Annotated in this window: 20 protein-coding genes; 2 read left to right on the forward strand and 18 right to left on the reverse strand. The window is 69.9% G+C overall.

Features of this window, described 5'->3' with window-relative positions; all coding sequences use genetic code 11:
* Positions 1 to 154: 154 nt before the first annotated feature.
* The 4 genes from ASG95_RS14860 to murA all read right to left on the reverse strand — a co-directional run bounded on the left by ASG95_RS14860 (position 155) and on the right by murA (position 8,148).
* Positions 155 to 3,874 carry a S8 family serine peptidase gene (locus ASG95_RS14860; protein WP_235544222.1) on the reverse strand — a complete coding sequence of 1,240 codons (3,720 nt, stop codon included), beginning with the start codon at positions 3,872 to 3,874 and terminating at the stop codon, positions 155 to 157.
* 285 nt (positions 3,875 to 4,159) lie between these two features.
* The gene (locus tag ASG95_RS14865) at positions 4,160 to 6,154 is read right to left on the reverse strand and encodes a protein meaA (protein WP_056922711.1); all 1,995 of its coding nucleotides are present in this window, start codon (positions 6,152 to 6,154) and stop codon (positions 4,160 to 4,162) included.
* A gap of 216 nt (positions 6,155 to 6,370) precedes the next feature.
* Positions 6,371 to 6,736, reverse strand: coding sequence for an STAS domain-containing protein (locus ASG95_RS14870; RefSeq protein ID WP_057377950.1), 366 nt, complete (start codon positions 6,734 to 6,736; stop codon positions 6,371 to 6,373).
* A gap of 128 nt (positions 6,737 to 6,864) precedes the next feature.
* Positions 6,865 to 8,148 carry a UDP-N-acetylglucosamine 1-carboxyvinyltransferase gene (gene murA, locus ASG95_RS14875; RefSeq protein WP_056922436.1) on the reverse strand — a complete coding sequence of 428 codons (1,284 nt, stop codon included), beginning with the start codon at positions 8,146 to 8,148 and terminating at the stop codon, positions 6,865 to 6,867.
* Positions 8,149 to 8,228: 80 nt separating this feature from the next.
* Between murA and ASG95_RS14880 the strand changes: the two genes are divergently transcribed.
* Positions 8,229 to 8,858, forward strand: coding sequence for a cob(I)yrinic acid a,c-diamide adenosyltransferase (locus ASG95_RS14880; RefSeq protein ID WP_056922435.1), 630 nt, complete (start codon positions 8,229 to 8,231; stop codon positions 8,856 to 8,858).
* Here ASG95_RS14880 and ASG95_RS14885 read toward each other — a convergent pair whose 3' ends face one another.
* The 11 genes from ASG95_RS14885 to ASG95_RS14935 all read right to left on the reverse strand — a co-directional run bounded on the left by ASG95_RS14885 (position 8,859) and on the right by ASG95_RS14935 (position 17,462).
* Positions 8,859 to 9,287: a DUF2550 family protein gene (locus ASG95_RS14885; protein WP_057377951.1), complete on the reverse strand. Its 429-nt coding sequence runs from the start codon at positions 9,285 to 9,287 to the stop codon at positions 8,859 to 8,861.
* 61 nt (positions 9,288 to 9,348) lie between these two features.
* The gene (locus tag ASG95_RS14890) at positions 9,349 to 9,618 is read right to left on the reverse strand and encodes a F0F1 ATP synthase subunit epsilon (protein ID WP_056922433.1); all 270 of its coding nucleotides are present in this window, start codon (positions 9,616 to 9,618) and stop codon (positions 9,349 to 9,351) included.
* Between the two features lie 126 nt (positions 9,619 to 9,744).
* Positions 9,745 to 11,202 carry a F0F1 ATP synthase subunit beta gene (atpD, locus tag ASG95_RS14895; protein ID WP_057377952.1) on the reverse strand — a complete coding sequence of 486 codons (1,458 nt, stop codon included), beginning with the start codon at positions 11,200 to 11,202 and terminating at the stop codon, positions 9,745 to 9,747.
* A gap of 18 nt (positions 11,203 to 11,220) precedes the next feature.
* Positions 11,221 to 12,120 carry a F0F1 ATP synthase subunit gamma gene (locus ASG95_RS14900; protein ID WP_057377953.1) on the reverse strand — a complete coding sequence of 300 codons (900 nt, stop codon included), beginning with the start codon at positions 12,118 to 12,120 and terminating at the stop codon, positions 11,221 to 11,223.
* A gap of 136 nt (positions 12,121 to 12,256) precedes the next feature.
* Entirely contained in the window at positions 12,257 to 13,894 is a 1,638-nt protein-coding gene (atpA, locus tag ASG95_RS14905; protein WP_057377954.1) for a F0F1 ATP synthase subunit alpha, read from the reverse strand.
* A gap of 121 nt (positions 13,895 to 14,015) precedes the next feature.
* Positions 14,016 to 14,828 carry a F0F1 ATP synthase subunit delta gene (locus ASG95_RS14910; RefSeq protein WP_056922429.1) on the reverse strand — a complete coding sequence of 271 codons (813 nt, stop codon included), beginning with the start codon at positions 14,826 to 14,828 and terminating at the stop codon, positions 14,016 to 14,018.
* Complete coding sequence (locus ASG95_RS14915) at positions 14,828 to 15,403, reverse strand: F0F1 ATP synthase subunit B (protein ID WP_056922710.1); 576 nt, start codon at positions 15,401 to 15,403, stop codon at positions 14,828 to 14,830. Before ASG95_RS14915 ends, ASG95_RS14910 begins: the two co-directional genes overlap by 1 nt.
* Before the next feature lie 65 nt (positions 15,404 to 15,468).
* Complete coding sequence (atpE, locus tag ASG95_RS14920) at positions 15,469 to 15,699, reverse strand: ATP synthase F0 subunit C (RefSeq protein WP_057377955.1); 231 nt, start codon at positions 15,697 to 15,699, stop codon at positions 15,469 to 15,471.
* Between the two features lie 121 nt (positions 15,700 to 15,820).
* Entirely contained in the window at positions 15,821 to 16,633 is an 813-nt protein-coding gene (gene atpB / locus ASG95_RS14925) for a F0F1 ATP synthase subunit A (RefSeq protein WP_057377956.1), read from the reverse strand.
* Between the two features lie 103 nt (positions 16,634 to 16,736).
* The gene (locus tag ASG95_RS21825; protein ID WP_200961920.1) at positions 16,737 to 16,994 is read right to left on the reverse strand and encodes an AtpZ/AtpI family protein; all 258 of its coding nucleotides are present in this window, start codon (positions 16,992 to 16,994) and stop codon (positions 16,737 to 16,739) included.
* Between the two features lie 18 nt (positions 16,995 to 17,012).
* Complete coding sequence (locus ASG95_RS14935; RefSeq protein ID WP_057377958.1) at positions 17,013 to 17,462, reverse strand: hypothetical protein; 450 nt, start codon at positions 17,460 to 17,462, stop codon at positions 17,013 to 17,015.
* A 201-nt stretch (positions 17,463 to 17,663) separates the two neighbouring features.
* On the opposite strand from ASG95_RS14935, the gene ASG95_RS14940 reads away from it, so the two are divergent.
* On the forward strand, positions 17,664 to 18,287 hold the full coding sequence (locus ASG95_RS14940; protein ID WP_056922424.1) for a GNAT family N-acetyltransferase: 624 nt from the start codon (positions 17,664 to 17,666) through the stop codon (positions 18,285 to 18,287).
* 79 nt (positions 18,288 to 18,366) lie between these two features.
* On the opposite strand, the gene ASG95_RS14945 is transcribed toward ASG95_RS14940, so the two are convergent.
* The 3 genes from ASG95_RS14945 to ASG95_RS14955 are packed head-to-tail and all read right to left on the reverse strand — an operon-like array spanning position 18,367 to position 21,614.
* Entirely contained in the window at positions 18,367 to 19,482 is a 1,116-nt protein-coding gene (locus ASG95_RS14945; protein WP_056922423.1) for an MraY family glycosyltransferase, read from the reverse strand.
* Positions 19,483 to 19,507: 25 nt separating this feature from the next.
* Positions 19,508 to 20,788, reverse strand: a complete 1,281-nt coding sequence (glyA, locus tag ASG95_RS14950; protein ID WP_056922422.1) for a serine hydroxymethyltransferase — start codon at positions 20,786 to 20,788, stop codon at positions 19,508 to 19,510.
* On the reverse strand, positions 20,778 to 21,614 hold the full coding sequence (locus ASG95_RS14955; RefSeq protein WP_056922421.1) for an L-threonylcarbamoyladenylate synthase: 837 nt from the start codon (positions 21,612 to 21,614) through the stop codon (positions 20,778 to 20,780). The genes glyA and ASG95_RS14955 overlap by 11 nt, the downstream gene beginning before the upstream one ends.
* Positions 21,615 to 21,707: the final 93 nt, after the last annotated feature.

The following is a 21,707-nucleotide window of genomic DNA, read 5'->3' on the forward strand; positions in this document are numbered from 1 at the left end:
CCCCACCCCCCTTCCCCGACTTCTGGCCACCGGTGCCGCACGCAGGCCCGGGATGTCGGTGCCAAGGGGGCATGGGTGGCCAGAAGTCGGCGGGAACGACTCTGGGCCCCTGCCGGATGGCAGGGGCCCAGAGGTCACGCAGGGTGGATCAGGCTCAGCGCACGACCACCGTGATGGCCGCCGACGTCGACGGAGCGTACGCCGTCGAAGCGGTGTACCTCGCCGTCAGCTTGTGCGTGCCCTTGGACAGGACGGGCGCCTTCAGGACCGCCTTGCCGTTGCTGAGCGTGGCGGACCCGAGCACCCGGCTGCCGTCCAGGAACGTCACCGATCCAGTCGCGGCGGACGGGCTGACCGTGGCAGTCAAGGTCGGGCGGTAGCCGTACCTGAAGTCGCGGTCGTTGGCGGTGATCGTGGTCTTGGTCGGGAGCCGGACCGGCACCACCTGGGCCCGAGCACCATTGGTGTTCAGGTGGTGGATGAGCAGCAGCCCCTGCGGCTTGTCCGACGCCATCGACGCGTCGGCGCGACGGACCGTGAGCTTCGCACCCGGGAGGTCGGTGTTGAGCATCGTCAGGTAGTCGCCGTAGGCGGCCAGCGCGGGCGAAGCCACGCTGAGCGTCAACGGAGCGGCCTGCGAGCCCACCGTGTCGACCAGACCGGCCTCCGCGGTGGAGGACTCGACCCAGTACTTGATCTTCGGCGCGGCACCCGTGATGAGACCCGCGTCCTGCAGCACACCGACGGACACCGGGAGGACCAGTGAGTCGCTGTTGAAGGCGTTGGTGTCGAAGGAGCCGTCGATGCCGTTGAGCAGCTGGTCATCGATCACCGAGTACTGGTCGACACCGGGGCGAAGGTCGACCAGCTCCGAGAGGAAGTAGTCGTAGTCGTCCGTGGTGACGAACCGGGTGTTGTAGACGACCGCATCGGGTCCCGGCTTCGTCGCGTCCGTCTCGAGCCAGACGTCGAACTCGGTGTAGGACGCCGGCGTGCGCCAGGGTCCGAAGCTGGTGACCCCGAAGCTGATGAACGAGTGGTCCAGGTCCGCGGCCGCGTACTTCGGTGCGTCCGAGCCGGTGCCGACGAAACGCAGGTCGGCAGAACGGTCGTCGGCGAACGCGATGCACTTGACCACCAGGGTGGACGAGCAGCTCGGGATCTTCGGGCTGTTGCCCTGCAGCTGGAACGTGGACACCGACGACTCGTAGCCGGTGTTGCCACTGCCCTGCGAGACACCCGTGCCGGACAGCGCGAGCGAGCCGGTCTTGACCGTCCCACCCGTGACGGTGGCCGTGGCGGCCGCCTTCATCACCGAGGCCGGACGCGGAGCCGACCACACCGGCACCCGGAGCTTGGAGCCCGGGGTGGTGCCGGCCGGCGTCAGGACCATGCGGCCGCTGGCGTCAGCGCGGTGGTTCGTCTGGATCTCGAGTCCGAGCGGGTCGGTCGGCGTGGTCGGGTCGGTGACCGCCCGGAGCGACGAACGCGTGATGGTCGCCGTGACCTTGACGTCCGCCGAGCCACCAGCCGGGAGGCTGATCTGGCTGGGGGTGAACGAGTACGTCACACCCGGGGTCGGGTGGGCCGCCTTGTAGGCGATCGTGTACGAAGACGTGCCGGTCGGGCGCTTGTTGACGACCTTGACCGTCTTGGTCAGGGTTGTGGTCGCCGCCGTGACGGCCACCGGACCGAACGAGACGCTGACGGCACCCGGGGTGTCCTTGACGTAGGCCAGCGTGGTCGTGTCGACAGCCGCGTCGGCCTTGACGCGACCCGAGCCGACCCGCTCCGGACCGTAGACGTCACCCGTGTGGCTCGCACCGACGAAGACGTCCTGGGTCGCCGTGTTCATGATGGCGGCCTTGACCTCCTCGGAGGTCCAGTTGGGGTGGGCGCCACGCACGAGGGCGGCTTCACCGGCAACGTGCGGCGAGGCCATCGAGGTGCCGCTCTCGGCGATGCCCTCGCTGCCCGTGCCGACGGCGACGGAGAAGGTGGTCACACCGGGGGCCGCGACGTCAGGCTTGACGTTGTTGGCGATGCCGACACCCCGCGAGGAGAAGCCGGCGACCTGGTCGATCGCACCGGAGTTGACGACGGTCACGCTGTTGCGCAGGGCGTTGGTCATGGTGACCTTCACCGGCACGCTGTTGTCCAGCTGGGCCTTGATGGCGACGGTGGCCTGGTTGACGGTCAGCATCGCGGGGATGTCCGCGTCACCGGTGACGCCGGCCGAGAACGAGTTCACGTCGCTGCCGTAGATGACGCCGATGGCGCCGGCGTCCTCGGCGAGCTGGGCGCGAGCGGCCGAGCCACAGCGACGTCCCGTGCCGTCGAACCACTTGGTCATCACGATCTTGCCGGCCACCTTGGCCGCGTCGCCCACCGACAGGGTCGAGCACGCGTCGGTGTTGTTGGTCGGGCTGGCTGCCTGGCTCCAGTCACCGATCGTGACGACGTCGGTGTCGGTCAGGCCGGGCTTGGTCGCCCAGTCGTAGGCCACCGACTTCAGCGCGGCGAAGATGTTGTCCTGCGTCTTGTCGACCGTGTTGGCCGGCTCGATGCCGGTGGGGCTGTCGACCTTGAGGCCGTCGACGACCGAGTCACGGTCGTCGGAGGCGGCCACGGCCAGCACGCGGGTGGCGTTGCCGGGAGCGCCACCGACCTCGTAGACGTCGCCGCTGTTGCCCATGGAGGCGACGACGACGGTGCCGAGGGCGGCGAGGTTGTTGGAGGCCACCGAGTCCGGGTCGTCCGGGGAGCCGTAGCTGGAGCCGAGCGACATGTTGACCACGTCGAGGCGGTCGGAGAGGTTGCCGTCACCGTTGGGGTCGGCGGCCCAGTCGAGTGCCTGGCCGACGACGCTGGTGTCACCCTCGCAGCCGAACACCTTGAGGGCGTAGAGCTTGGCGCCCGGCGCGACACCGGGCCCGATGGCCATGTTCGCGGGGTTGATGGTCACGTTGTAGCCGCCGGTGTAGGTGGCACCGGCCTTGGTGACACCGAGGCCCGCGGTGGTGCCGGCGACGTGGGAGCCGTGGCCCTCGCAGTCGAGCGGGTTCGGGTCCGGCACCGGCTTCGTGACGCCCTCGCTGGGGTTGTACGCGTCACCCGCGAAGTCGTAGCCACCGACCACCTTGGCGGTGGGGGTGAACGTGTTGGAGGCCTTGGCGGTGTTGTATGCCGCGGTCGTGCCGGGGCCGCCGAAGTCGGCGTGGGTGTAGTCGATCCCCGTGTCGATCACGCCGACCCGGACGCCCTGGCCGGTCTCGCCCTTGGCCTTCCAGACGGCGGGGGCGCCGATCAGCGGCACCGAGGAGGAGTTGGACGGGGACTTGGGCGTGATCCGGTGGACCGCCTTGACGCCCGGGATCGCTGCCAGTGCCTGAAGCTTGCTCGCGTCGGTGCGGACGGCGACACCCGAGTAGAGGGCGTGGGCGCGGTAGAGGGTCTGGGCCCTGGTCGCCGAGGCGCCGAACCGGGCCTCGACGGCCGCCTGGGCGCGCTTGATCGTGGCCGTCTGGTTGCGGGACGCGAGCGTCGCTGCCGCACCGCCGCGGGCCTTGGCCCGGGTGTAGGCGGTCGACGCGGGAACGGCGTCGAGCTCGATCATCACGTCAACGGCGCCCTTGACACCCTCGAGCGACCGGTCGACCTTCTCCGCCTGCGAGCGCTGGGTGCCCAGCCGGAAGGATCCACCACCGGTCAGACCCTCGGGGGCGGTGAAGGCCTTGCCGCGGTGCTTGACCGGGCTCGGCGTGGTGCTCGCGATGGCGGGCGCTGCACTCATTGCAGCTGCCGCCACGATCGACAGGGCGCTGACTCCGACGACGGCTGTGTAGCCCCGACGACGCCTTCCCCGAGATTCCATCGACACGAGGTCTCCTTCGCACGTGGCCGCACAACCACTCGCCTCGGGGATCGCCCGAGGCTCGCGGAGGAAACACTCCCCCACCGGTTCACCACGCCGTCGCTGAAGGTAAGCCATCCCGGGCCGGGATGGACAGGGATTCGCCGAGACCAGAACCAGAAATTTGCCTAGGTTTCGGGTGTTTGCCCCCGAAATGGCTCTGCCGCCCCTGACGGGGGATCTCCCCGCCCGTCCGGGCGGGCTCGACCCAGCCAAGGTGAGGCCGGCGCCGGAGTCCGTCCGGTCTCAGGCCAGCCCGCGCGACGCCCTGATGATCGAGACGAACCGGCCCATGATGTCGTTGAGCCCGAAGTCCTTCGGGGTGAAGACCGCGGCCACGCCGCGCTCGCGCAGGGCGCGGGCATCGGTGTCCGGGATGATCCCGCCGACGATGACGGGGACGTCACCAGCACCGGCGTCGCGCAGCCCCGCGAGGATCTCGGGCACCAGCTCCATGTGGGAGCCGGAGAGGATCGAGATCCCGACCAGGTGGACGTCCTCGGCCACCGCGGCGGCCACGATCTGCTCCGGGGTCAGCCGGATCCCCTGGTAGACGACCTCGAAGCCGGCGTCGCGAGCGCGGACGGCGACCTGCTCGGCACCGTTGCTGTGCCCGTCGAGACCCGGCTTGGCGACCAGCACGCGCAGTCGCTCCCCCAGCTCCTCCTCCGTGCGACGGACCTCCGCCCGCACGGCCTGGAGCTCGTCGCTGCCGCCACTGGCGACACCGACCGACCCGGAGACGCCGGTCGGCGCCCGGAACTCCCCGAACTCCTCGCGCAGGGCCTGGGCCCACTCCCCCGTCGTGACCCCGGCCCGGGCGGCCTCGAGGGAGGCCGGCATGAGGTTGGTGCCGCTGCGCGCGTCAGCCGTCAGGGCGGCGAGCGCTGCTGCTGCCCGCTCGCGGCCCTCGGGGTCGGCGTCGCGTCGGTCGCGCCACGCGCGCACGGCTGCGGCGGCCTTGGCCTCGACGTCGTGGTCGACGGTCTGGATGGCGGCATCGAGGTCGGCGGTGAGCGGGTTGGGCTCGGTGGTCTCGAACCGGTTCACGCCGACGACGACGTCCTCGCCGGACTCGATCCGCTGGCGCCGCAACGAGTGCGACGCCACCAGCGCGGACTTCATGTAGCCGCTCTCCACGGCGGGCACGGCACCGCCCATCTCCTGCACCCGGGCGATCTCGGCCTGCGCGCCGGCGACGAGCTCGGCCACCTTGGCCTCCACGACCCTCGACCCCGTGAACAGGTCGTCGTACTCGAGCAGGTCGGACTCGAAGGCGAGCACCTGCTGCATCCGCAGCGACCACTGCTGGTCCCACGGACGCGGGAGCCCGAGCGCCTCGTTCCAGGCGGGCAGCTGGACGGCGCGGGCGCGGGCGTCCTTGGACAGCGTCACCGCGAGCATCTCGAGCACGATCCGCTGCACGTTGTTCTCGGGCTGGGCCTCGGTCAGCCCGAGCGAGTTGACCTGCACGCCGTACCGGAACCGACGCTGCTTGGCGTCGGTGACGCCGTAGCGCTCCCGGGTCAGGTCGTCCCACAGCTGGACGAAGGCGCGCATCTTGCACATCTCCTCGACGAACCGCACGCCGGCGTTGACGAAGAACGAGATCCGGGCGACCACCTCACCGAACCGCTCGGGTGGCACCTGCCCGGAGTCGCGGACGGCGTCGAGGACGGCGATCGCCGTGCAGATCGAGTAGGCGATCTCCTGGACCGGCGTGGCCCCGGCTTCCTGCAGGTGGTAGCTGCAGATGTTGGTGGGGTTCCACTTCGGGATGTCCGAGACGGTGTAGGCGACCATGTCGGTGATGAGCCGCAGCGACGGCCCCGGTGCGAAGACGTAGGTCCCGCGCGACAGGTACTCCTTGATGATGTCGTTCTGGGTCGTCCCGGCCAGCGCCCGGACGGCCTCGGCGGGATCGGCGCCGGCCGCGGTGGCCTGCTCCTCTGCGACGACCTGGTACATCGCCAGCAGCCACATCGCCGTGGCGTTGATGGTCATCGAGGTGTTCATCTGGTCGAGCGGGATCTGGTCGAACAGCGCACGCATGTCGCCGAGGTGCGAGATCGGCACCCCCACCTTGCCGACCTCGCCCCGCGCGAGCGGGTGGTCCGGGTCGTAGCCGGTCTGGGTCGGCAGGTCGAAGGCGACCGAGAGCCCGGTCTGTCCCTTGGCGAGGTTGCGGCGGTAGAGCTCGTTGCTCGCCGCGGCACTGGAGTGACCGGCATACGTGCGCATCACCCACGGGCGGTCGCGCTCCGGGCGCGCGGGCGCGGCCGCCTCCGTGACGGGCACCGGTGCGGCCGCCTCCGTGACGGGCGCCGGGACGGCGTCCACGACCGGCTCCGCGACGGCTTCCGTGGCGGCGGGCGTGGCGAGGTCAGGCGCCTGGACGTCGGTGTGCTCGGCCATAGGGCCGAAGGTACCTGCGCAGGAGCAGGGTCAGGCAGGCGTTCAGGCGGTGACAGCCGCCACAGTCGACGCCGCGACGTCCTCCCGGAGCACCAGCGCGCGGTCGAGGCGTGATGCACGCAACAGCCGCCCGGTGCGCTCCGTCATGTCGATGACGGCCAGTCGGCGGCCCGCGCGCCGGGCCCGGTTGTAGGCCTCGACCAGGACCCCGAGCCCCGTGGCGTCGCCGATCTCGGCCCCGGCGAGCCGCATGTGCACGTCACCACAGCCGGTGTCGATGATCTCGTGGAGGAGGAGCCGCACATCCGGGACGGTGTGCACGTCGATCCGGCCGATGATCGCGACCTCCTGCCCCGTGTGCGTGGCAAGCACTTGCACGGGCAGAGCCCCGATGGTGCTGATCGACATGCGAACCCCCTCGTCCGTGACAGACATTCACTCACACGGACGCACGGGATGGGGGTTTCGGTTGTCGGCGTCCAGATCAAGATCTGATAAAGGTCTGCGCGGGGGTTGGGGCCGGCCGGCGGTCCGGCTCAGAGGAACGGGGCGTCGTCGGGCTCGCGGGTGACGTCGGCACCGAGTCCCTGCATGCTCTCGGCGAACCCTGCGTAGCCACGGTCGATGTGCTGGGCCCCGCTGACGGTGGTGATCCCGTCGGCCACCAGCCCGGCGATCACCAGGGCGGCACCGGCGCGGATGTCACTCGCCTCGACCGGGGCCCCGGAGAGCGTCTCCACCCCGTGGACCATCACGTGGTGACCGTCGATCCTGGTCTCCGCCCCGAGCCGGTTCAGCTCCTGGACGGTGCGGAACCGGGCCTCGAAGAGGTTCTCGGTGATCATCGCCGAGCCGTCGGCGACGGCGTTGCACGCGAGGGCGAACGGCTGCAGGTCGGTCGGGAAACCCGGGTAGGGCAGCGTGGCGACGTCGAAGGCCTTGGGGCGGCGGCCACCGGAGTCGACCCGGAAGCCGCGCTCGGTCGTCGTCACGGTGGCACCGCTGGCCCGCACCAGCTCGAGCGCGCTGGTGAGGTGCTCCGGGCGGGCTCCCACCACCTCGACGTCACCCCGGGTGGCGGACGCTGCGAACGCCCAGGTGCCCGCGGCGATCCGGTCGGGGACCACGGCGTGCTCGGTGGGGGCCAGCCGGTCGACGCCCTCGATCTCGACCACGGACGAGCCCGCACCGGTGATCCGCGCGCCCATCGAGATGAGCATCTCCGCGATGTCGACGATCTCGGGCTCGCGGGCGGCGTTCTCCAGCCGGGTGACGCCCCGGGCCAGGACCGCGGCGGTCAGGACGTTCTCGGTCGCCCCGACGCTCGGGAACTCGAGTCGGATCTCGGCACCGTCGAGCCCTCTCGGGGCCTCGGCGACGAGGAACCCGTGGGTGACGTGCACCCGGGCCCCCAGGGCCTCCAGGCCTGCTGCGTGCAGGTCGAGCCCCCGTGAGCCGATCGCGTCACCGCCCGGGACGGCCACGTCGGCGGCGCCGCACCGGGCGACGAGCGGACCGAGCACCGCCGTGGACGCGCGCAGGGCCCGGACCAGGTCGTAGTCGGCCCGGTGGCCGATCTGCTCCGGCACGTCGATCTCCACGACCCCGCTCGGGGCGTCGTAGTCGACGGTGCAGCCGAGCCTGCGCAGCAGCTCGGCCATGATCGTCACGTCGAGGATGGCCGGCACGTTGGTCAGCCGGGTGCGGCCCACCGCGAGCAGGGCCGCCGCCATGAGCTTGAGGGCGCTGTTCTTGGCGCCCCACACGGCGACCTCACCGTGCAGCGCGGTCCCTCCGACGACCCGGAAACGTTCAGCCACCGCACCACCCTATCGAGGCTCGCGGAGACCCCTGACACACCACCGGCACGCCCGCGCACCCCGCGGCATACCCTCGTGGCATGGTCAACCTCACGCGCATCTACACCCGCACGGGTGACGACGGCCAGACCCACCTCGGGGACATGAGCCGCACCAGCAAGACCGACGTCCGGCTGCTCGCGTACGCCGACGTCAACGAGGCCAACGCCGCGATCGGCGTGGCCCTGGCGGCGGGTGACCTGCCGGACGACCTGCGGACCACCCTGCTGCGCGTGCAGAACGACCTGTTCGACGTCGGCGCAGACCTGTGCACGCCGCTGCAGGAGAGCTACGACTACCCGCCGCTGCGGGTCGAAGCGGCCTGGATCGACGAGCTCGAGGCCGACTGCGACCGCTACCTGGCACGGGTCGAGAAGCTGCGCTCGTTCATCCTCCCCGGCGGGACCGTCGGGTCGGCCCACCTGCACGTGGCCACCACGGTCGTCCGCCGCGCCGAGCGACAGGCCTGGTCGGCCATCGAGGCCTACGGCGACCAGCCCGGCTCCGCCAAGGGCCAGGGCGGCGTCAACCTGCTCACCGCGAAGTACCTCAACCGGCTCTCGGACCTGCTGTTCGTGCTGGCCCGCGTGGCCAACCTGCCGATCGGTGGCGACGTCCTCTGGCAGCCCGGGGGCGGGCGCGCCGAAGGACCTCCCGGCCGCAGCAGCTAGCTACGCGACGTTGACGTTGAAGCCCGGGGGCGAGCTCTCCAGCCAGCTGCGCATCGCGGTGTAGGCCGAGGGCGCCAGGGCGAGCGAGAAGGTGTCGCTGCCGTAGTGGCAGTCGACGGTCACCGCTTCGGGGAGACCGGCGATGGCCGCGTGGGGCAGCCCCGGCGGACCCAGCTCGAGGCGGGGGCGCTCCCAGGTGCGGGCAGGGCGGGGCGAGGGCCCGATCAGGGTGAACCATTCCAGCGCGCTGCCCGAGAACCGCAGCAGCCCCAGGCGGTACTGGGACCGACCGTGGGGCTGGAGGGCACACAGCATGAGCGGTGCTCCGGAGGCGAGCAGGCGCCGGCGCACGAAGATGTACGTCAGCGCCAGGAGCGCAAGCAGGATGAGGGCGCCAGCGACGATCTCCGCGGAGACGACGGGCGACATGCTCACCCCTTTCGAAAGGTAGCCGTGAGCTGGTCGTGGGCCTGCCGCGACCAGCCCGCGGCTAGGCCGAGAACTGCGAGGCGTCGACCGCCTCGGCGACGATGATCACCTTGTCGCGGTCGACGGACAGGAAACCGCTGTCGATGGTGGCGCTCTGGGAGCCCTCCCCCGACTTGATCCTGACCTCACCCTCCACGAGGACCCCGAGCAGCGGCGTGTGCCCGGGCAGGATGCCCAGCTCGCCGTCGACGGTACGGGCGACGACCATGTCGGCCTCGCCCTCCCAGACCTTGCGGTCTGCTGCGACGAGTTCAACCTGCAGGGTGCTCACGGTGTCCTCCAGTGGTGCGGTGCTTGCAGTCTATCGGCCTGCGGGGTGGTGCCCTGCGGGCCGGTGGTATGCCGTGGGGCCAGCCGTGTCCGGCCGGCCCCACGGGTCACGCGGTGGTGCGCCTGCTCAGAGGTTCTTCTCGATCTCGGCGGCCTGGCGCTCGACGTCGTCGAGCCCACCGCACATGAAGAACGCCTGCTCGGGCACGTGGTCGTACTCGCCGTCGGCGATCTTGGTGAACGCCTCGATGCTGTCGACCAGCGGGACCGTCGAACCCTCGATGCCGGTGAACTGCTTGGCGACGTAGGTGTTCTGCGACAGGAAGCGCTGGATGCGACGAGCGCGGTTGACGAGGATCTTGTCCTCTTCGGAGAGCTCGTCGATGCCGAGGATGGCGATGATGTCCTGCAGCTCCTTGTTGCGCTGGAGGATCTGCTTGACGCGCACCGCGGTGTTGTAGTGGTCCTCGGCGATGTAGCGGCGGTCGAGGATGCGCGAGGTCGACGTGAGCGGGTCCACGGCCGGGTAGATGCCCAGCGAGGCGATCTCACGGGACAGCTCGGTGGTCGCGTCGAGGTGGGCGAACGTGGTGGCCGGGGCCGGGTCGGTGTAGTCGTCGGCCGGCACGTAGATCGCCTGCATGGAGGTGATCGAGTGACCACGCGTGGAGGTGATGCGCTCCTGGAGCACACCCATCTCGTCGGCGAGGGTGGGCTGGTAACCCACGGCGGACGGCATGCGGCCGAGGAGGGTCGAGACCTCGGAACCGGCCTGGGTGAAGCGGAAGATGTTGTCGATGAAGAGCAGCACGTCCTGCTTCTGCACGTCGCGGAAGTACTCCGCCATGGTCAGCGCGGAGAGCGCGACGCGAAGACGCGTGCCCGGCGGCTCGTCCATCTGGCCGAAGACGAGGGCGGTCTGGCCGAGGACCCCGGCCTCCTCCATCTCGACCATGAGGTCGTTGCCCTCACGGGTGCGCTCACCGACACCGGCGAACACCGACACACCACCGTGGTCGCGGGCGACACGGGCGATCATCTCCTGGATGAGGACCGTCTTGCCCACGCCGGCGCCGCCGAACAGGCCGATCTTGCCACCCTGCACGTAGGGGGTCAGCAGGTCGATGACCTTGATGCCGGTCTCGAACATCTGGGTCTTGGACTCGAGCTGGTCGAAGGCCGGCGCCTTGCGGTGGATGCCCCAGCGCTCGTTGACCTCGAACTTCTCGCCCTCGGCGAGGTTCATGACCTCACCGGTGGTGTTGAAGACCTTGCCGAGCGTGACGTCGCCGACGGGCACCGAGATCGGGCCACCGGTGTCCTGCACCTGGGTGCCGCGGACCAGGCCGTCGGTGGGCTGCAGCGAGATGGCCCGGACCATGTTGTCGCCGATGTGCTGGGCGACCTCGAGGTTGATGTTCTTCTTCTCGCCGGCCAGCTCGACGCTGGTGGTGAGCAGGTTGTACTGCTCGGGCATCGCGTCCGCGGGGAACTCGACGTCGACGACCGGGCCGATGATGCGGGAGATGCGGCCGATGCCACCGGGGGTGGCGGCCTTGGTCTCTTCAGTGACAGTGGCAGTCATTGGTTTCTCTCTACCTTCTCAACTGGCGTCGGCGAGGGCGTCGGAGCCGCCCACGATCTCGCTGATCTCTTGGGTGATCTCGGCCTGGCGAGCCTGGTTGGCCAGCCGGGTGTACTTCTTGATGAGCTCTTCGGCGTTGTCCGTCGCCGACTTCATGGCCCGCTGGCGCGACGCCAGCTCGGACGCGGCGGCCTGCAGCAGGCAGTTGTAGATGCGCGCCGTGACGTACTTGGGCAGCAGCGCGTCGAGCACCTGCTCGGCACTCGGCTCGAACTCGTAGAGCGGCAGGACGTCGTCCTCGGCGGGCGCGTCCTCGCCCTCCACGACCTCGAGCGGCAGCATGCGGATGACGTCGGGCTCCTGGGTCACCATGTTCACGAACCGCGTGAAGACGATGTGGACCTCGTCCACGCCACCGTCCTCGTAGTCGCGGTTGAACGCGGCGACCAGGGCCTCACCGATCTCGCGGGCGGCGTCGAAGGTCGGCTGGTCGGTGAACCCGGTCCACTCGTCCGCGTACTCGCGCTTGCGGAACTTGTAGAACCCCACGGCCTTGCGACCCACGAGGTAGGGGACGACCTCCTTGCCGGCGGAGCGCAGGTCGCCGATCAGACGCTCGCTCTCCTTGAGGACGGAGGAGCTGTAGGCGCCGGCCAGCCCGCGGTCGGACGTCACCACGAGGACCGCGGCGCGACGGACGTCGTCGTGCTCGGTGGTCAGCGGGTGGTCCACGTTCGAGAAGGTCGCGACGGCCGAGACCGCCCTGGTCAGGGCACGCGCGTAGGGCGAGGACTCCCGCACCCGCTGCTGCGCCTTGACCACGCGAGAGGCTGCGATGAGCTCCATCGCGCGCGTGATCTTCTTGGTCGCCTGGACGGACCGGATGCGCTGGCGGTAGACCCGCATCTGCGCTCCCATATGAAGCCGCCTCTCTCAGTCTGTTTCTACGTTGTGGTGTGCTGCGCGCCTTGGTTGGGCGCTGTGGGTATGCCGTGTGGCCGGCACGTTCGCTGCGGTGCCGGGTGCCCACCGAGGTGGGCACCCGGCATACCGGTCAGCGCTTCTGCTTGACGATCTTCTCCTGCGCGACGTCGTGCTCGAGGGCACCCGGGTCCGCTTCGTGGCCGACCGGGGTCTTCTCCGAGCCGGACGCTGCGAACTGCTCCTTGAACTTGCCCACGGCCTCCTCGAGGCCGGAGCGGGTCTCGTCCTCGAACTTCTTGGACTCGCGGATCGCGTCCAGGAGACCGGACTTCTCGCGGCGCAGGTAGTCGAGGAACTCGGTCTCGAAGCGGGAGACGTCCTCCACGGCGACCGAGTCGAGCTGGCCGCTGGTGCCGGCCCAGATCGAGACGACCTGCTCCTCCACCGGGAACGGCGCGGCCTGCTTCTGCTTGAGCAGCTCGACGAGCCGGGCACCCTTGGCGAGCTGGGCCCGCGAGGCCGGGTCGAGGTCCGAGGCGAACATGGCGAAGGCCTCCATCGCGCGGAACTGCGCGAGGTCGAGCTTCAGACGACCGGAGACGTCCTTCATGGCCTTGATCTGCGCGGCGCCACCGACTCGGGAGACGGAGACACCCACGTCGATCGCGGGACGCACGTTGGCGTTGAACAGGTCGGCCTGGAGGTAGATCTGGCCGTCGGTGATGGAGATGACGTTGGTCGGGATGTACGCCGAGACGTCACCGGCCTTGGTCTCGATGATCGGCAGGCCGGTCATCGAGCCCGCGCCCAGGTCGTCGGAGAGCTTGGCGCAACGCTCGAGCAGACGGGAGTGCAGGTAGAACACGTCACCGGGGTAGGCCTCGCGGCCCGGCGGACGACGCAGCAGCAGCGACACGGCGCGGTAGGCCTCGGCCTGCTTCGACAGGTCGTCGAACACGATGAGGACGTGCTTGCCCTGGTACATCCAGTGCTGGCCGATGGCCGAGCCGGTGTAGGGCGCGAGGTACTTGAAGCCGGCCGAGTCGGACGCGGGGGCCGCGACGATGGTCGTGTACTCGAGCGCGCCGGCCTCTTCCAGGGTGCCGCGGACGGCAGCGATGGTGGAGCCCTTCTGGCCCATGGCGACGTAGATGCAGCGGACCTGCTGCTCCGGGTCGCCCGAGTCCCAGTTCTGCTTCTGGTTGATGATCGTGTCGACCGCGACCGTGGTCTTGCCGGTCTGGCGGTCACCGATGATGAGCTGGCGCTGGCCGCGACCGATGGGGGTCATGGCGTCGACGGCCTTGAGGCCGGTCTGCAGCGGCTGGTGCACCGACTTGCGCTGGACCACCGTGGGGGCCTGCAGCTCGAGGGCGCGACGCTCGGACGTGTCGATCTCGCCGAGGCCGTCGATCGGCTGGCCGAGCGGGTTGACCACGCGGCCGAGGAACGCGTCACCGACGGGCACGGAGAGGACCTCTCCCGTGCGCTTGACCTCCTGGCCCTCCTCGATCTTGGAGAAGTCACCGAGGATGACGACGCCGATCTCGTGGACGTCGAGGTTGAGCGCGAGGCCCAGCGTGCCGTCCTCGAACTCGAGCAGCTCGTTGGTCATGCACGAGGGCAGGCCCTCGACGTGGGCGATGCCGTCTCCGGCGTCGCTGACGCGGCCGACCTCTTCGCGGGAGGCCGTGCCGGGCTCGTAGGACTGAACGAAGTTGTCCAGCGCGTCCCGGATCTCCTCCGGACGGATCGAAAGCTCCGTCATCTGATCTCTTCTCCTCGATAACCGGCCCGATGAGTCGAACCGAAGTCTGTGGTGTGGTCCTGCATCTTCAGTTGTGGTGCGCGTGCCCTGCTGCTGGTGCCGTGTGGCTGGGTGCCGGCGGTCAGCCGGCGATGTGCCGACGGGCCTCGTCGAGGCGTCGCAGCACGGTGCCGTCGACGACCTCGTCGCCCACCTGCACCCGGATACCGCCGAGGACCTGGTCCTCGAGGACGACCTGGAGCAGGACGGGCTTGCCGTAGATGCCCTGCAGGGCTGCGGCGAGCCGCTCCCGCTGCTGCGGGGTGAGCTCGGTGGCGGCGGTGACGACCGCCGTGATCTGCTCGCGCCGCTGGGCCGCGAGGCCGAGGTAGCGCTCGAGGGTGCGGTCGAGCTTGCGACCCCGCGGGGCCAGCACGGCCTGGCGGGCCAGCCGCACCGTCTCCTCGGAGGCCTTGCCCTCCAGCAGCTCGCTGACGACGCCGGCCTTGGCGTCGACGTCACCCTGGCGGTTGGTCAGGCGGTCCCGCAGCTCGGGGTTGCCGGCGACGATCCGCTCGAACCGGAACAGCTCGTCCTCGACCCGGTCGATCCGGTTGGCCTTCTCGGCACCGGCGAGGATCGACGTGACGGCCAGGTCCTCCAGGGTGTCGGAGAGGTCGCGCTCGGTGGCCCAGCGCTGACCGACGAGGTTCTTGACCACGACGATCGCCTCGGCCGAGACCTTGCCGCCGAGCAGCCCCTCGGCGAGGGCCTGCTTCTCCGTGCCCTCCCGGGACGGGTCGGCGAGGGCGCGGCGCAGGGTGGCCGAGCCGTCGATGACGGCCACGACAGCCAGCAGCTCGTCACCGAGCACGCGACGGTCGACCCCACCGGCGAGCGCGGCGTCGAGCGCCTTGCCTCCGGCGATCGCGGCCGCGCGCGAGGACCCACGCATCAGGCGTCCTCCCCGACCTTCTCGGGCTGGATCTCGCCGGCCTCGAGCTCGGCCAGGAAGCGGTCGACGATGCCCTTCTGACGAGTCTCCTCGTGCAGCGACTCACCCACGATGCGGCTGGCCAGGTCGGTCGACAGGCGACCCACCTCGGAGCGGAGCGAGACGACCGCCTGCTGGCGCTCGGCCTCGATCTGCTTGTGGGCCGCCTCGGTGATGCGGGCCGCCTCGGCCTGCGCGTGTCCGCGCATCTCCACGACGATGGCCGCACCCTGCTCGCGAGCTTCCTCGCGGATCCGGGCGGCCTCGGCACGGGCCTCGGTCAGCTGGGCCTGGTACTGCTCCAGGGCAGCCTGGGCCTGCTGCTGGGCCTCTTCGGCCTGCTGCATCCCGCCCTCGATCGCGGCGGTGCGCTCGGCGTACGCCTTCTCGAGGTTGGGCACGACCTTGGTGGCCACGACCCAGTACAGGATCGCGAACGCGATGATGCCGAAGATCAGCTCGCCCCAGAGGGGCAGGATCGGCAGGCGTTCGCCGGTCTTGTCCTCGGCGGCGGCCGCGACAACCACCTGCGTGATGCCGGTGAAGTGCTGCACGGGGTTCTCCTAGTGCTGTGGTGCCGGGGTGGGCTGGTGGCAGATCGTCAGGCGCTACGGAAGACGAACGCGAGCACCAGACCGAAGATGGCCAGCGCCTCGGCGAGGGCGAAGCCGAGGATGGCGATGCCCTGGAGCACGCCACGGGCCTCGGGCTGACGCGCGACACCGTTGATGTAGGCGGCGAAGATCAGGCCGATGCCGACACCGGGGCCGATCGCAGACAGGCCGTAGCCGAGGATGGCGATGTTGCCACCGATGTTGATGGTGCCTTCCATGGGAGGGTCCTCTTTCGATTCTTCAGTGATCCGAGCGGCCCAACGCCGTCCGGAAGTTCGGGTGTGTATTCAGTTGTGGGTGTAGCGATCCAGCACCGGGCCCTTGCGGGACCCGGACGTCTCAGTGCTCGTCGGCCAGGGAGCCGGCGATGTAGGTCGCTGCCAGCAGCGTGAAGATGTAGGCCTGCAGGAACTCGATCAGTGCCTCGAAGGCGGTCAGCACGAAGGCCATGCCGAACGAGCCGACGCCGGCGACCTTCAGGCCGAGCCCGCCGTGGATCACCATGTACTCGCCACCGGTGATGAACAGCAGCAGGAGCATGTGTCCGGCGAACATGTTGCCGAAGAGTCGCAGTGCGAGGGTGAGCGGGCGGGTGACGAAGTAGGTCAGCAGCTCGAGCGGGATGATCAGCACGTAGATGCCCTTGGGCAGGCCCGGCGGGATCATGTGCTTGATGTGTCCCCAAGCACCGCTCTTCTTGATGCCGACGGCGTGGTAGATCACGAAGACCAACAAGGTCAACGCGATCGGGAAGCCGATGCGGCTCATGGTCGGGTACTGGATCGGCGGGATGATGCCGAACAGGTTGTTGACCAGGATCAGCATGAACATGCTGAACAGCAGGGGCACGAACTTGAGGAAGTCGTGGCTGCCGATGATGTCGCGGGCCACGCCGTTGCGCACGAAGTTGTAGGCGTTCTCGGTGACCCACTGGCCCTTGCCCGGGACGACCGCCGCGCGCTTGGTGGTCGCGACGAGGAACCAGGCGATGAGGGCGACGGAGATGGCCAGGACGACCATCGGGCGCGTGATCGCGAAGTCACCGTGGCCGATCAGCGGCTGGTAGAACTCGGACGGCTCGGGGGCGTGGAAGCCCTCGCCTTCGCCGCCCTCGGCAGCCAGGCTGATGGCGCCCAGCACGTTCAGACTCACAGGTTCTCCTTGAGCTTTGCGTTCGAAACAGTCCACGGGCCAACGGGGGCAGCACCCATACACGTGGGCCCGGCGTACAGAGGGGGGAGCTGACCTGCGGAAGTCATTGCGTACCGTACCGGAACCACACGAGGTACAGCGACAGTGCCATCCCGCCCACGATCCCCACCGCGACGAGCCAGGTCGTGCCCAGCCAGTGGTCGAGTCCCCAGCCCACGGCGCCGAACATCGCCGGTCCCGTGATGAGGTAGGACACGACGTTCCACATCCTCGCCTCGTCGAGCCGCTGATGACCCGAGTCGGCCTTCTGCAACGGCGTCTGCCGGGCCTCCGGCGACGGTCGCGAGGACGGTGTGGTCACGGTGAGCTCCAATGGTCATCAGGCCGAGCCCCCATCCTGCCGCGTTTCCTGCGGCTCGTCGAAAGCAAGGCGACGAGAGCGGACGAAGGCGATCACCTGGAACACCTGCCACACGAGAGCGACAGCCAGGATGGTCAGGCCGAAGGCCGTGCCGTCGAGCCAGCTCGCACCCTGCAGCGCGATGATGACCAACAGCAGGAAGATCATCTGGCCCATGAAGACGGCCAGCGCACTGGCGAGGAAGCGGAACGGGTCGGAGGCACCCCCGAGCTTGCGCATGATGATCAGGCCGAGGGCGAAGAAGGCCAGGGCGATCACAAAGCCGAGCGCGGCACCCAGGGCGGCCTTGCCGCCACCCAAGATCGCGGCCACGACCACGGCGACCGGACCCACCGCGACGGTGGGGAGGAAGGCTCCACGCAGCATCACCGCGAACGGGTCGCGGTCGGTGTGCGGAGTTGCGCTCATCGGTCTGGCCTGCCTGATTCGTCGGGGCTGCGGTGCCTGGCGAACGGGGTGGTCTGCACCCACCTTGGGGTGCTTGTGAAAGGTATCACAAGCGGTTTGGGCGGTGCCACCGGGGGTACCGAAAGCCCCGCCACCGGGGGTCGGACGACCCTGCCGCCAGGACCGGGAAAGCGGAAATTCGGGCACGGGTAGCCTTCCGCCATGCCAGCCACTCCCCCGACCGGCGCGCCCCTGAGGGGCCGGTTCGTCCGGCTCGACGTGATGACCATGGAGGACGCCCCCGGCCTGCACGCGGTCTACACCGACCCGGCCGTCTACACGCAGGGCTTCATCATGCGCCCGCCGCCGGAGAACCTCGCTGCCACGCGCGCCAACACCGAGGACGACATCGCGGCCGGCGCCAGGGGCCGCACGGCATACACGGTCCGGCTCACTGGCGAGGGCGGCCTCGGTGACGCGGGCACCGTCGTGGGCACCTCGTCGCTCGGCGACGTCGACCTCGAGAACGAGCGGATCCACCTCGGCTGGACCATGTACGGCTCGCGGTGGTGGGGCACCCCGGTGAACCCCGAGTGCAAGCTGCTGCTGCTGGGGCACGCCTTCGACTGCGGCTTCGGGCGCGTCAAGATCCAGACCGACGCGGTGAACGAGCGCTCGCAGGCCGCGATCGCCAAGCTGGGCGCGACCCGCGAGGGTGTCCTGCGGCGGCACACCCGGCGGGCGGACGGCAGCTTCCGCGACACCGTGGTCTTCAGCGTGCTGAAGGACGAGTGGCCCACCGTGCGGGCCGGCCTCCGCGAGCGGATCGGCCTCGGCGACGGCTGAAGCCGAGCGGTGGCGCAGTCGTTGGCCGTGGGCGCAGTCATGTCTGCGCCCGAAGCCGACAGCTGCGCCGCGGGCCCGGTCAGTGTGAGCGCGGGCGGTGGCCCGGGACCGACCAGCGCGGCAGCCACAGCGTGAGCACGCCGATCACCACGACGGCGGCCAGCACGCCCGCGCCGGCCACTCGCGCGTCGTCCACGAAGATGAAGCTCACCGAGCCGAGCGCCGCGACCGCCGCCCAGAGCCACAGGAGCAGCACGGCCCGTCGGTGGCCGTGACCGAGCTGGAGCATCCGGTGGTGCAGGTGCTGCTTGTCGGGGTGCCACGGGCGCTCCCCGCGCGCGGTCCGCCGGACCACCGCCAGGAGGATGTCGACCAGCGGGAGCAGGATGATCGCGGCCGGCACGACGAGGGGCAGCAGGGTCGCGGCGACCGGGTTGGTGCTGACCTGCGCTGGAGTCACGTTGCCGGTCGTCGAGATCGTCGCAGCGGCGAGCAGCAGGCCCAGCAGCAAGGCCCCGGAGTCACCCATGAAGAGCCGGGCCGGGTGGTAGTTGTGCGGCAGGAAGCCCACGCAGCAGCCGATCAGGGCGGCCGAGATGAGGGTCGCCGACGAGAACACGTTCGGTGGGTCGAAGGTGCGCGAGATGCCGTAGCTGTAGATGAAGAACGCCGTGCCCGCGATCACCACGACGCCGGCCGCGAGACCGTCGAGGCCGTCGATGAAGTTGACCGCGTTGGTGAACAGCACCACGGCAAACACGGTGAGCCCCACCATGATCGGCTGCGGCAGCACGGTCACGCCGCCGATCGGCAGCTGGTAGAGCAACACCCCGCTGAACGCCATGATCCCGGCGGCGATCATCTGGCCGCCCATCTTGGTCAGCCAGTCCATCTCGCGGATGTCGTCGATCGCGCCGATCAGGCAGACGATGCCGGCGCCGACCAGCACCCCCTGCAGCTCCGGGCCGAGCCTGAACACCTGGCCCAGGAACGGCAGGTGGCTCGCCGCGATCATAGAGGCCGCGAAGCCGAGGTAGATCGCTACTCCCCCGAGGCGCGGGATCGGCGTCGAGTGGACGTCGCGGTCACGGACCGGCGTGAACGCGCCCGTGCGTACGGCGACGGCACGCATCAGGGGCGTCGCGGCATACGTGATCACCGCGGCGACCATCAGGACGAGGAGGTACTCGCGCACTTATGGCGCCTCTCGAGTGGGGGACTCAGCCTCGAGGGTATGCCGGGAAGCGGGTCACGAGGTCCGTGACCCCCGCGCGGACCTCCTTGGAGACGGCGTGGTCGGGGTCCGCGTCTCCGCGGATGACCGCCGTGGCGATGAGCTCGGCGACCTCGCGCATCTCGTCGGTGCCCATGCCCTGGGTGGTGACGCAGGGAGTGCCGACCCGGATGCCGCTGGCGATGTTGGGCTTCTGCGGGTCGAACGGGATGGCGTTCTTGTTGAGGACGATGCCGGCCGCGTCGGACCGAGCCTCCGCGTCGGCACCGGTCACGCCGACGCCCTGGAGGTCGTGCAGCGAGAGGTGGGTGTCGGTGCCGCCGGTGGTGGGACGAATGCCCTTCTCCCCCAAGGCGGTAGCCAGCACCGAGGCGTTCTCGACGACCCGCTTGGCGTAGTCCTGGTACTCAGCAGTGGCGCACTCCTTGAAGTTCACCGCCTTGGCCGCGATGGTGTGCATCTGGGGGCCGCCCTGCATCATCGGGAAGACCGCCTTGTCGAGCTTGGCGGCGTGCTCCTCCTTGCAGACCAGCGCTCCGGAGCGGGGGCCGCGCAGCACCTTGTGGGTCGTGAACGTGACGACGTCGGCGTAGGGCACCGGGCTGGGGATGGCCTTGCCGGCCACGAGGCCGATGAAGTGCGCAGCGTCGACCCAGAAGATCGCCCCGACCTCGTCCGCCAGCTTGCGGAAGAACTCGAAGTCGATGAGCCGCGGGATCGCCGACCCGCCGGCGAGGATCACCTTCGGGCGGTGCTCCTTGGCGAGCCGCTCCACCTCGGCGTAGTCGATGTCCTCGGTCTGCTTGTCGACGCCGTAGTGCACGGCGTTGAACCACTTGCCCGAGAAGGACACCTTGGTGCCGTGCGTCAGGTGGCCACCCATCGGCAGGGCCATCGCGAGGATCGTCTCGCCGGGCTGCATGAACGCGCCGTAGACGGCCTGGTTGGCGCTCGCTCCCGAGTGCGGCTGGACGTTGGCGTGGTCGGCGTCGAAGAGCGACTTGCACCGCTCGATCGCGAGCGTCTCGGCCTTGTCGACCTCCGAGCAGCCGCCGTAGTAGCGGCGTCCGGGGTAGCCCTCGGCATACTTGTTCGACAGCGTCGAGCCGAGGGCGGTGAGCACCTCGGGGCTGGACATGTTCTCCGAGGCGATCAGCTGGAGGCCGCCGCGGATGCGGTCGAGCTCGGAGACGAGCACCCCCGCGATCTCGGGGTCGAACGACTCGAGGGCGCCGAAGTCGGAGCCGTAGAAGGTGTCAGCGCTCATGCGGGTCTCCTGGGAGGGTGCTGTCGGTGCCGTCGTTGCGGTCAGTGGCGGGATCCGCGGGCAACTCTATTGCCTGCGTCCCGTCGGTCTCGGGGGTGCCCGACGCCTCGCCGGGCAGGGTGGTGGCCTCGTCCGTGGTCTCGGCCTCGCCGGGCTGCTCGGGCTGATCGGGCTCAGCGGGCCGCTCGGGCTCCTTGGGCTCGAGGGCGGCCCGGAGCTGCTCCTCGGTGACCGCCCCGGCCCGCAGCACGACGAACTCCTCGCCCGTGCAGTCGACGATCGTCGACACCTCCGTGCTGGTGGTCGGCCCGCCGTCGAGGTAGACCGACACCGCCGAACCGAGCTGTGAGGCGGCATCCGTGGCCGTCGTGGCCGCGGGCTGGCCGGTGAGGTTGGCGCTGGTCACGGCCATCGGGCCCACCTCGCTCAGCACCGCGAGCGCGATGTCGTCCTGTGGCATGCGCAGGGCGACGGTGCCGTTGGTCTCCCCGAGGTCCCACATCAACGAGGTCTGTGCCTTGAAGACCAGGGTCAGCGGCCCGGGCCAGAACTCGCGGATCAGGTCGCGGGCCCAAGCCGGTACGTCGGTGGCGAGGCCGTCGACCGTGCGGACGCTCGGGACCAGCACGGGTGGCGGCATCTCGCGTCCCCGGCCCTTCGCGGCCAGCAGCGAGGCGACGGCCTCGGCGGAGAAGGCGTCGGCGCCCACGCCGTAGACGGTGTCGGTCGGCAGGACGACGATCTCGCCGGCGCGGACGGCCTCGACCGCCTTCGCCACCCCCTCGCGGCGACCCTCGTCGGTGCTGCAGTCGTAGACCGGGCTCATGGTGGCCAGCCTAGGACCCCCGCTGACAGCCCTCTCACCCGAGTCTTTGCGTGATCCGGCGGGCCAGGGGCCGTTGGATCACGCAAAGACTCG

Origin of the sequence: Phycicoccus sp. Soil803 (genome assembly GCF_001429685.1) — a bacterium.
GTDB lineage: Bacteria > Actinomycetota > Actinomycetes > Actinomycetales > Dermatophilaceae > Pedococcus.

Bases quoted from the DNA above. Each gene is read 5' to 3' on its own strand.
- ASG95_RS14860 (WP_235544222.1), bottom strand. From the start codon at position 3,874: ATGGAATCTCGGGGAAGGCGTCGTCGGGGCTACACAGCCGTCGTCGGA.
- ASG95_RS14865 (WP_056922711.1), bottom strand. From the start codon at position 6,154: ATGCGCACGTATGCCGGTCACTCCAGTGCCGCGGCGAGCAACGAGCTC.
- ASG95_RS14870 (WP_057377950.1), bottom strand. From the start codon at position 6,736: ATGTCGATCAGCACCATCGGGGCTCTGCCCGTGCAAGTGCTTGCCACG.
- ASG95_RS14880 (WP_056922435.1), top strand. From the start codon at position 8,229: ATGGTCAACCTCACGCGCATCTACACCCGCACGGGTGACGACGGCCAG.
- ASG95_RS14885 (WP_057377951.1), bottom strand. From the start codon at position 9,287: ATGTCGCCCGTCGTCTCCGCGGAGATCGTCGCTGGCGCCCTCATCCTG.
- atpD (WP_057377952.1), bottom strand. From the start codon at position 11,202: ATGACTGCCACTGTCACTGAAGAGACCAAGGCCGCCACCCCCGGTGGC.
- ASG95_RS14900 (WP_057377953.1), bottom strand. From the start codon at position 12,120: ATGGGAGCGCAGATGCGGGTCTACCGCCAGCGCATCCGGTCCGTCCAG.
- atpA (WP_057377954.1), bottom strand. From the start codon at position 13,894: ATGACGGAGCTTTCGATCCGTCCGGAGGAGATCCGGGACGCGCTGGAC.
- ASG95_RS14910 (WP_056922429.1), bottom strand. From the start codon at position 14,828: ATGCGTGGGTCCTCGCGCGCGGCCGCGATCGCCGGAGGCAAGGCGCTC.
- atpE (WP_057377955.1), bottom strand. From the start codon at position 15,699: ATGGAAGGCACCATCAACATCGGTGGCAACATCGCCATCCTCGGCTAC.
- ASG95_RS14935 (WP_057377958.1), bottom strand. From the start codon at position 17,462: ATGAGCGCAACTCCGCACACCGACCGCGACCCGTTCGCGGTGATGCTG.
- ASG95_RS14940 (WP_056922424.1), top strand. From the start codon at position 17,664: ATGCCAGCCACTCCCCCGACCGGCGCGCCCCTGAGGGGCCGGTTCGTC.
- glyA (WP_056922422.1), bottom strand. From the start codon at position 20,788: ATGAGCGCTGACACCTTCTACGGCTCCGACTTCGGCGCCCTCGAGTCG.
- ASG95_RS14955 (WP_056922421.1), bottom strand. From the start codon at position 21,614: ATGAGCCCGGTCTACGACTGCAGCACCGACGAGGGTCGCCGCGAGGGG.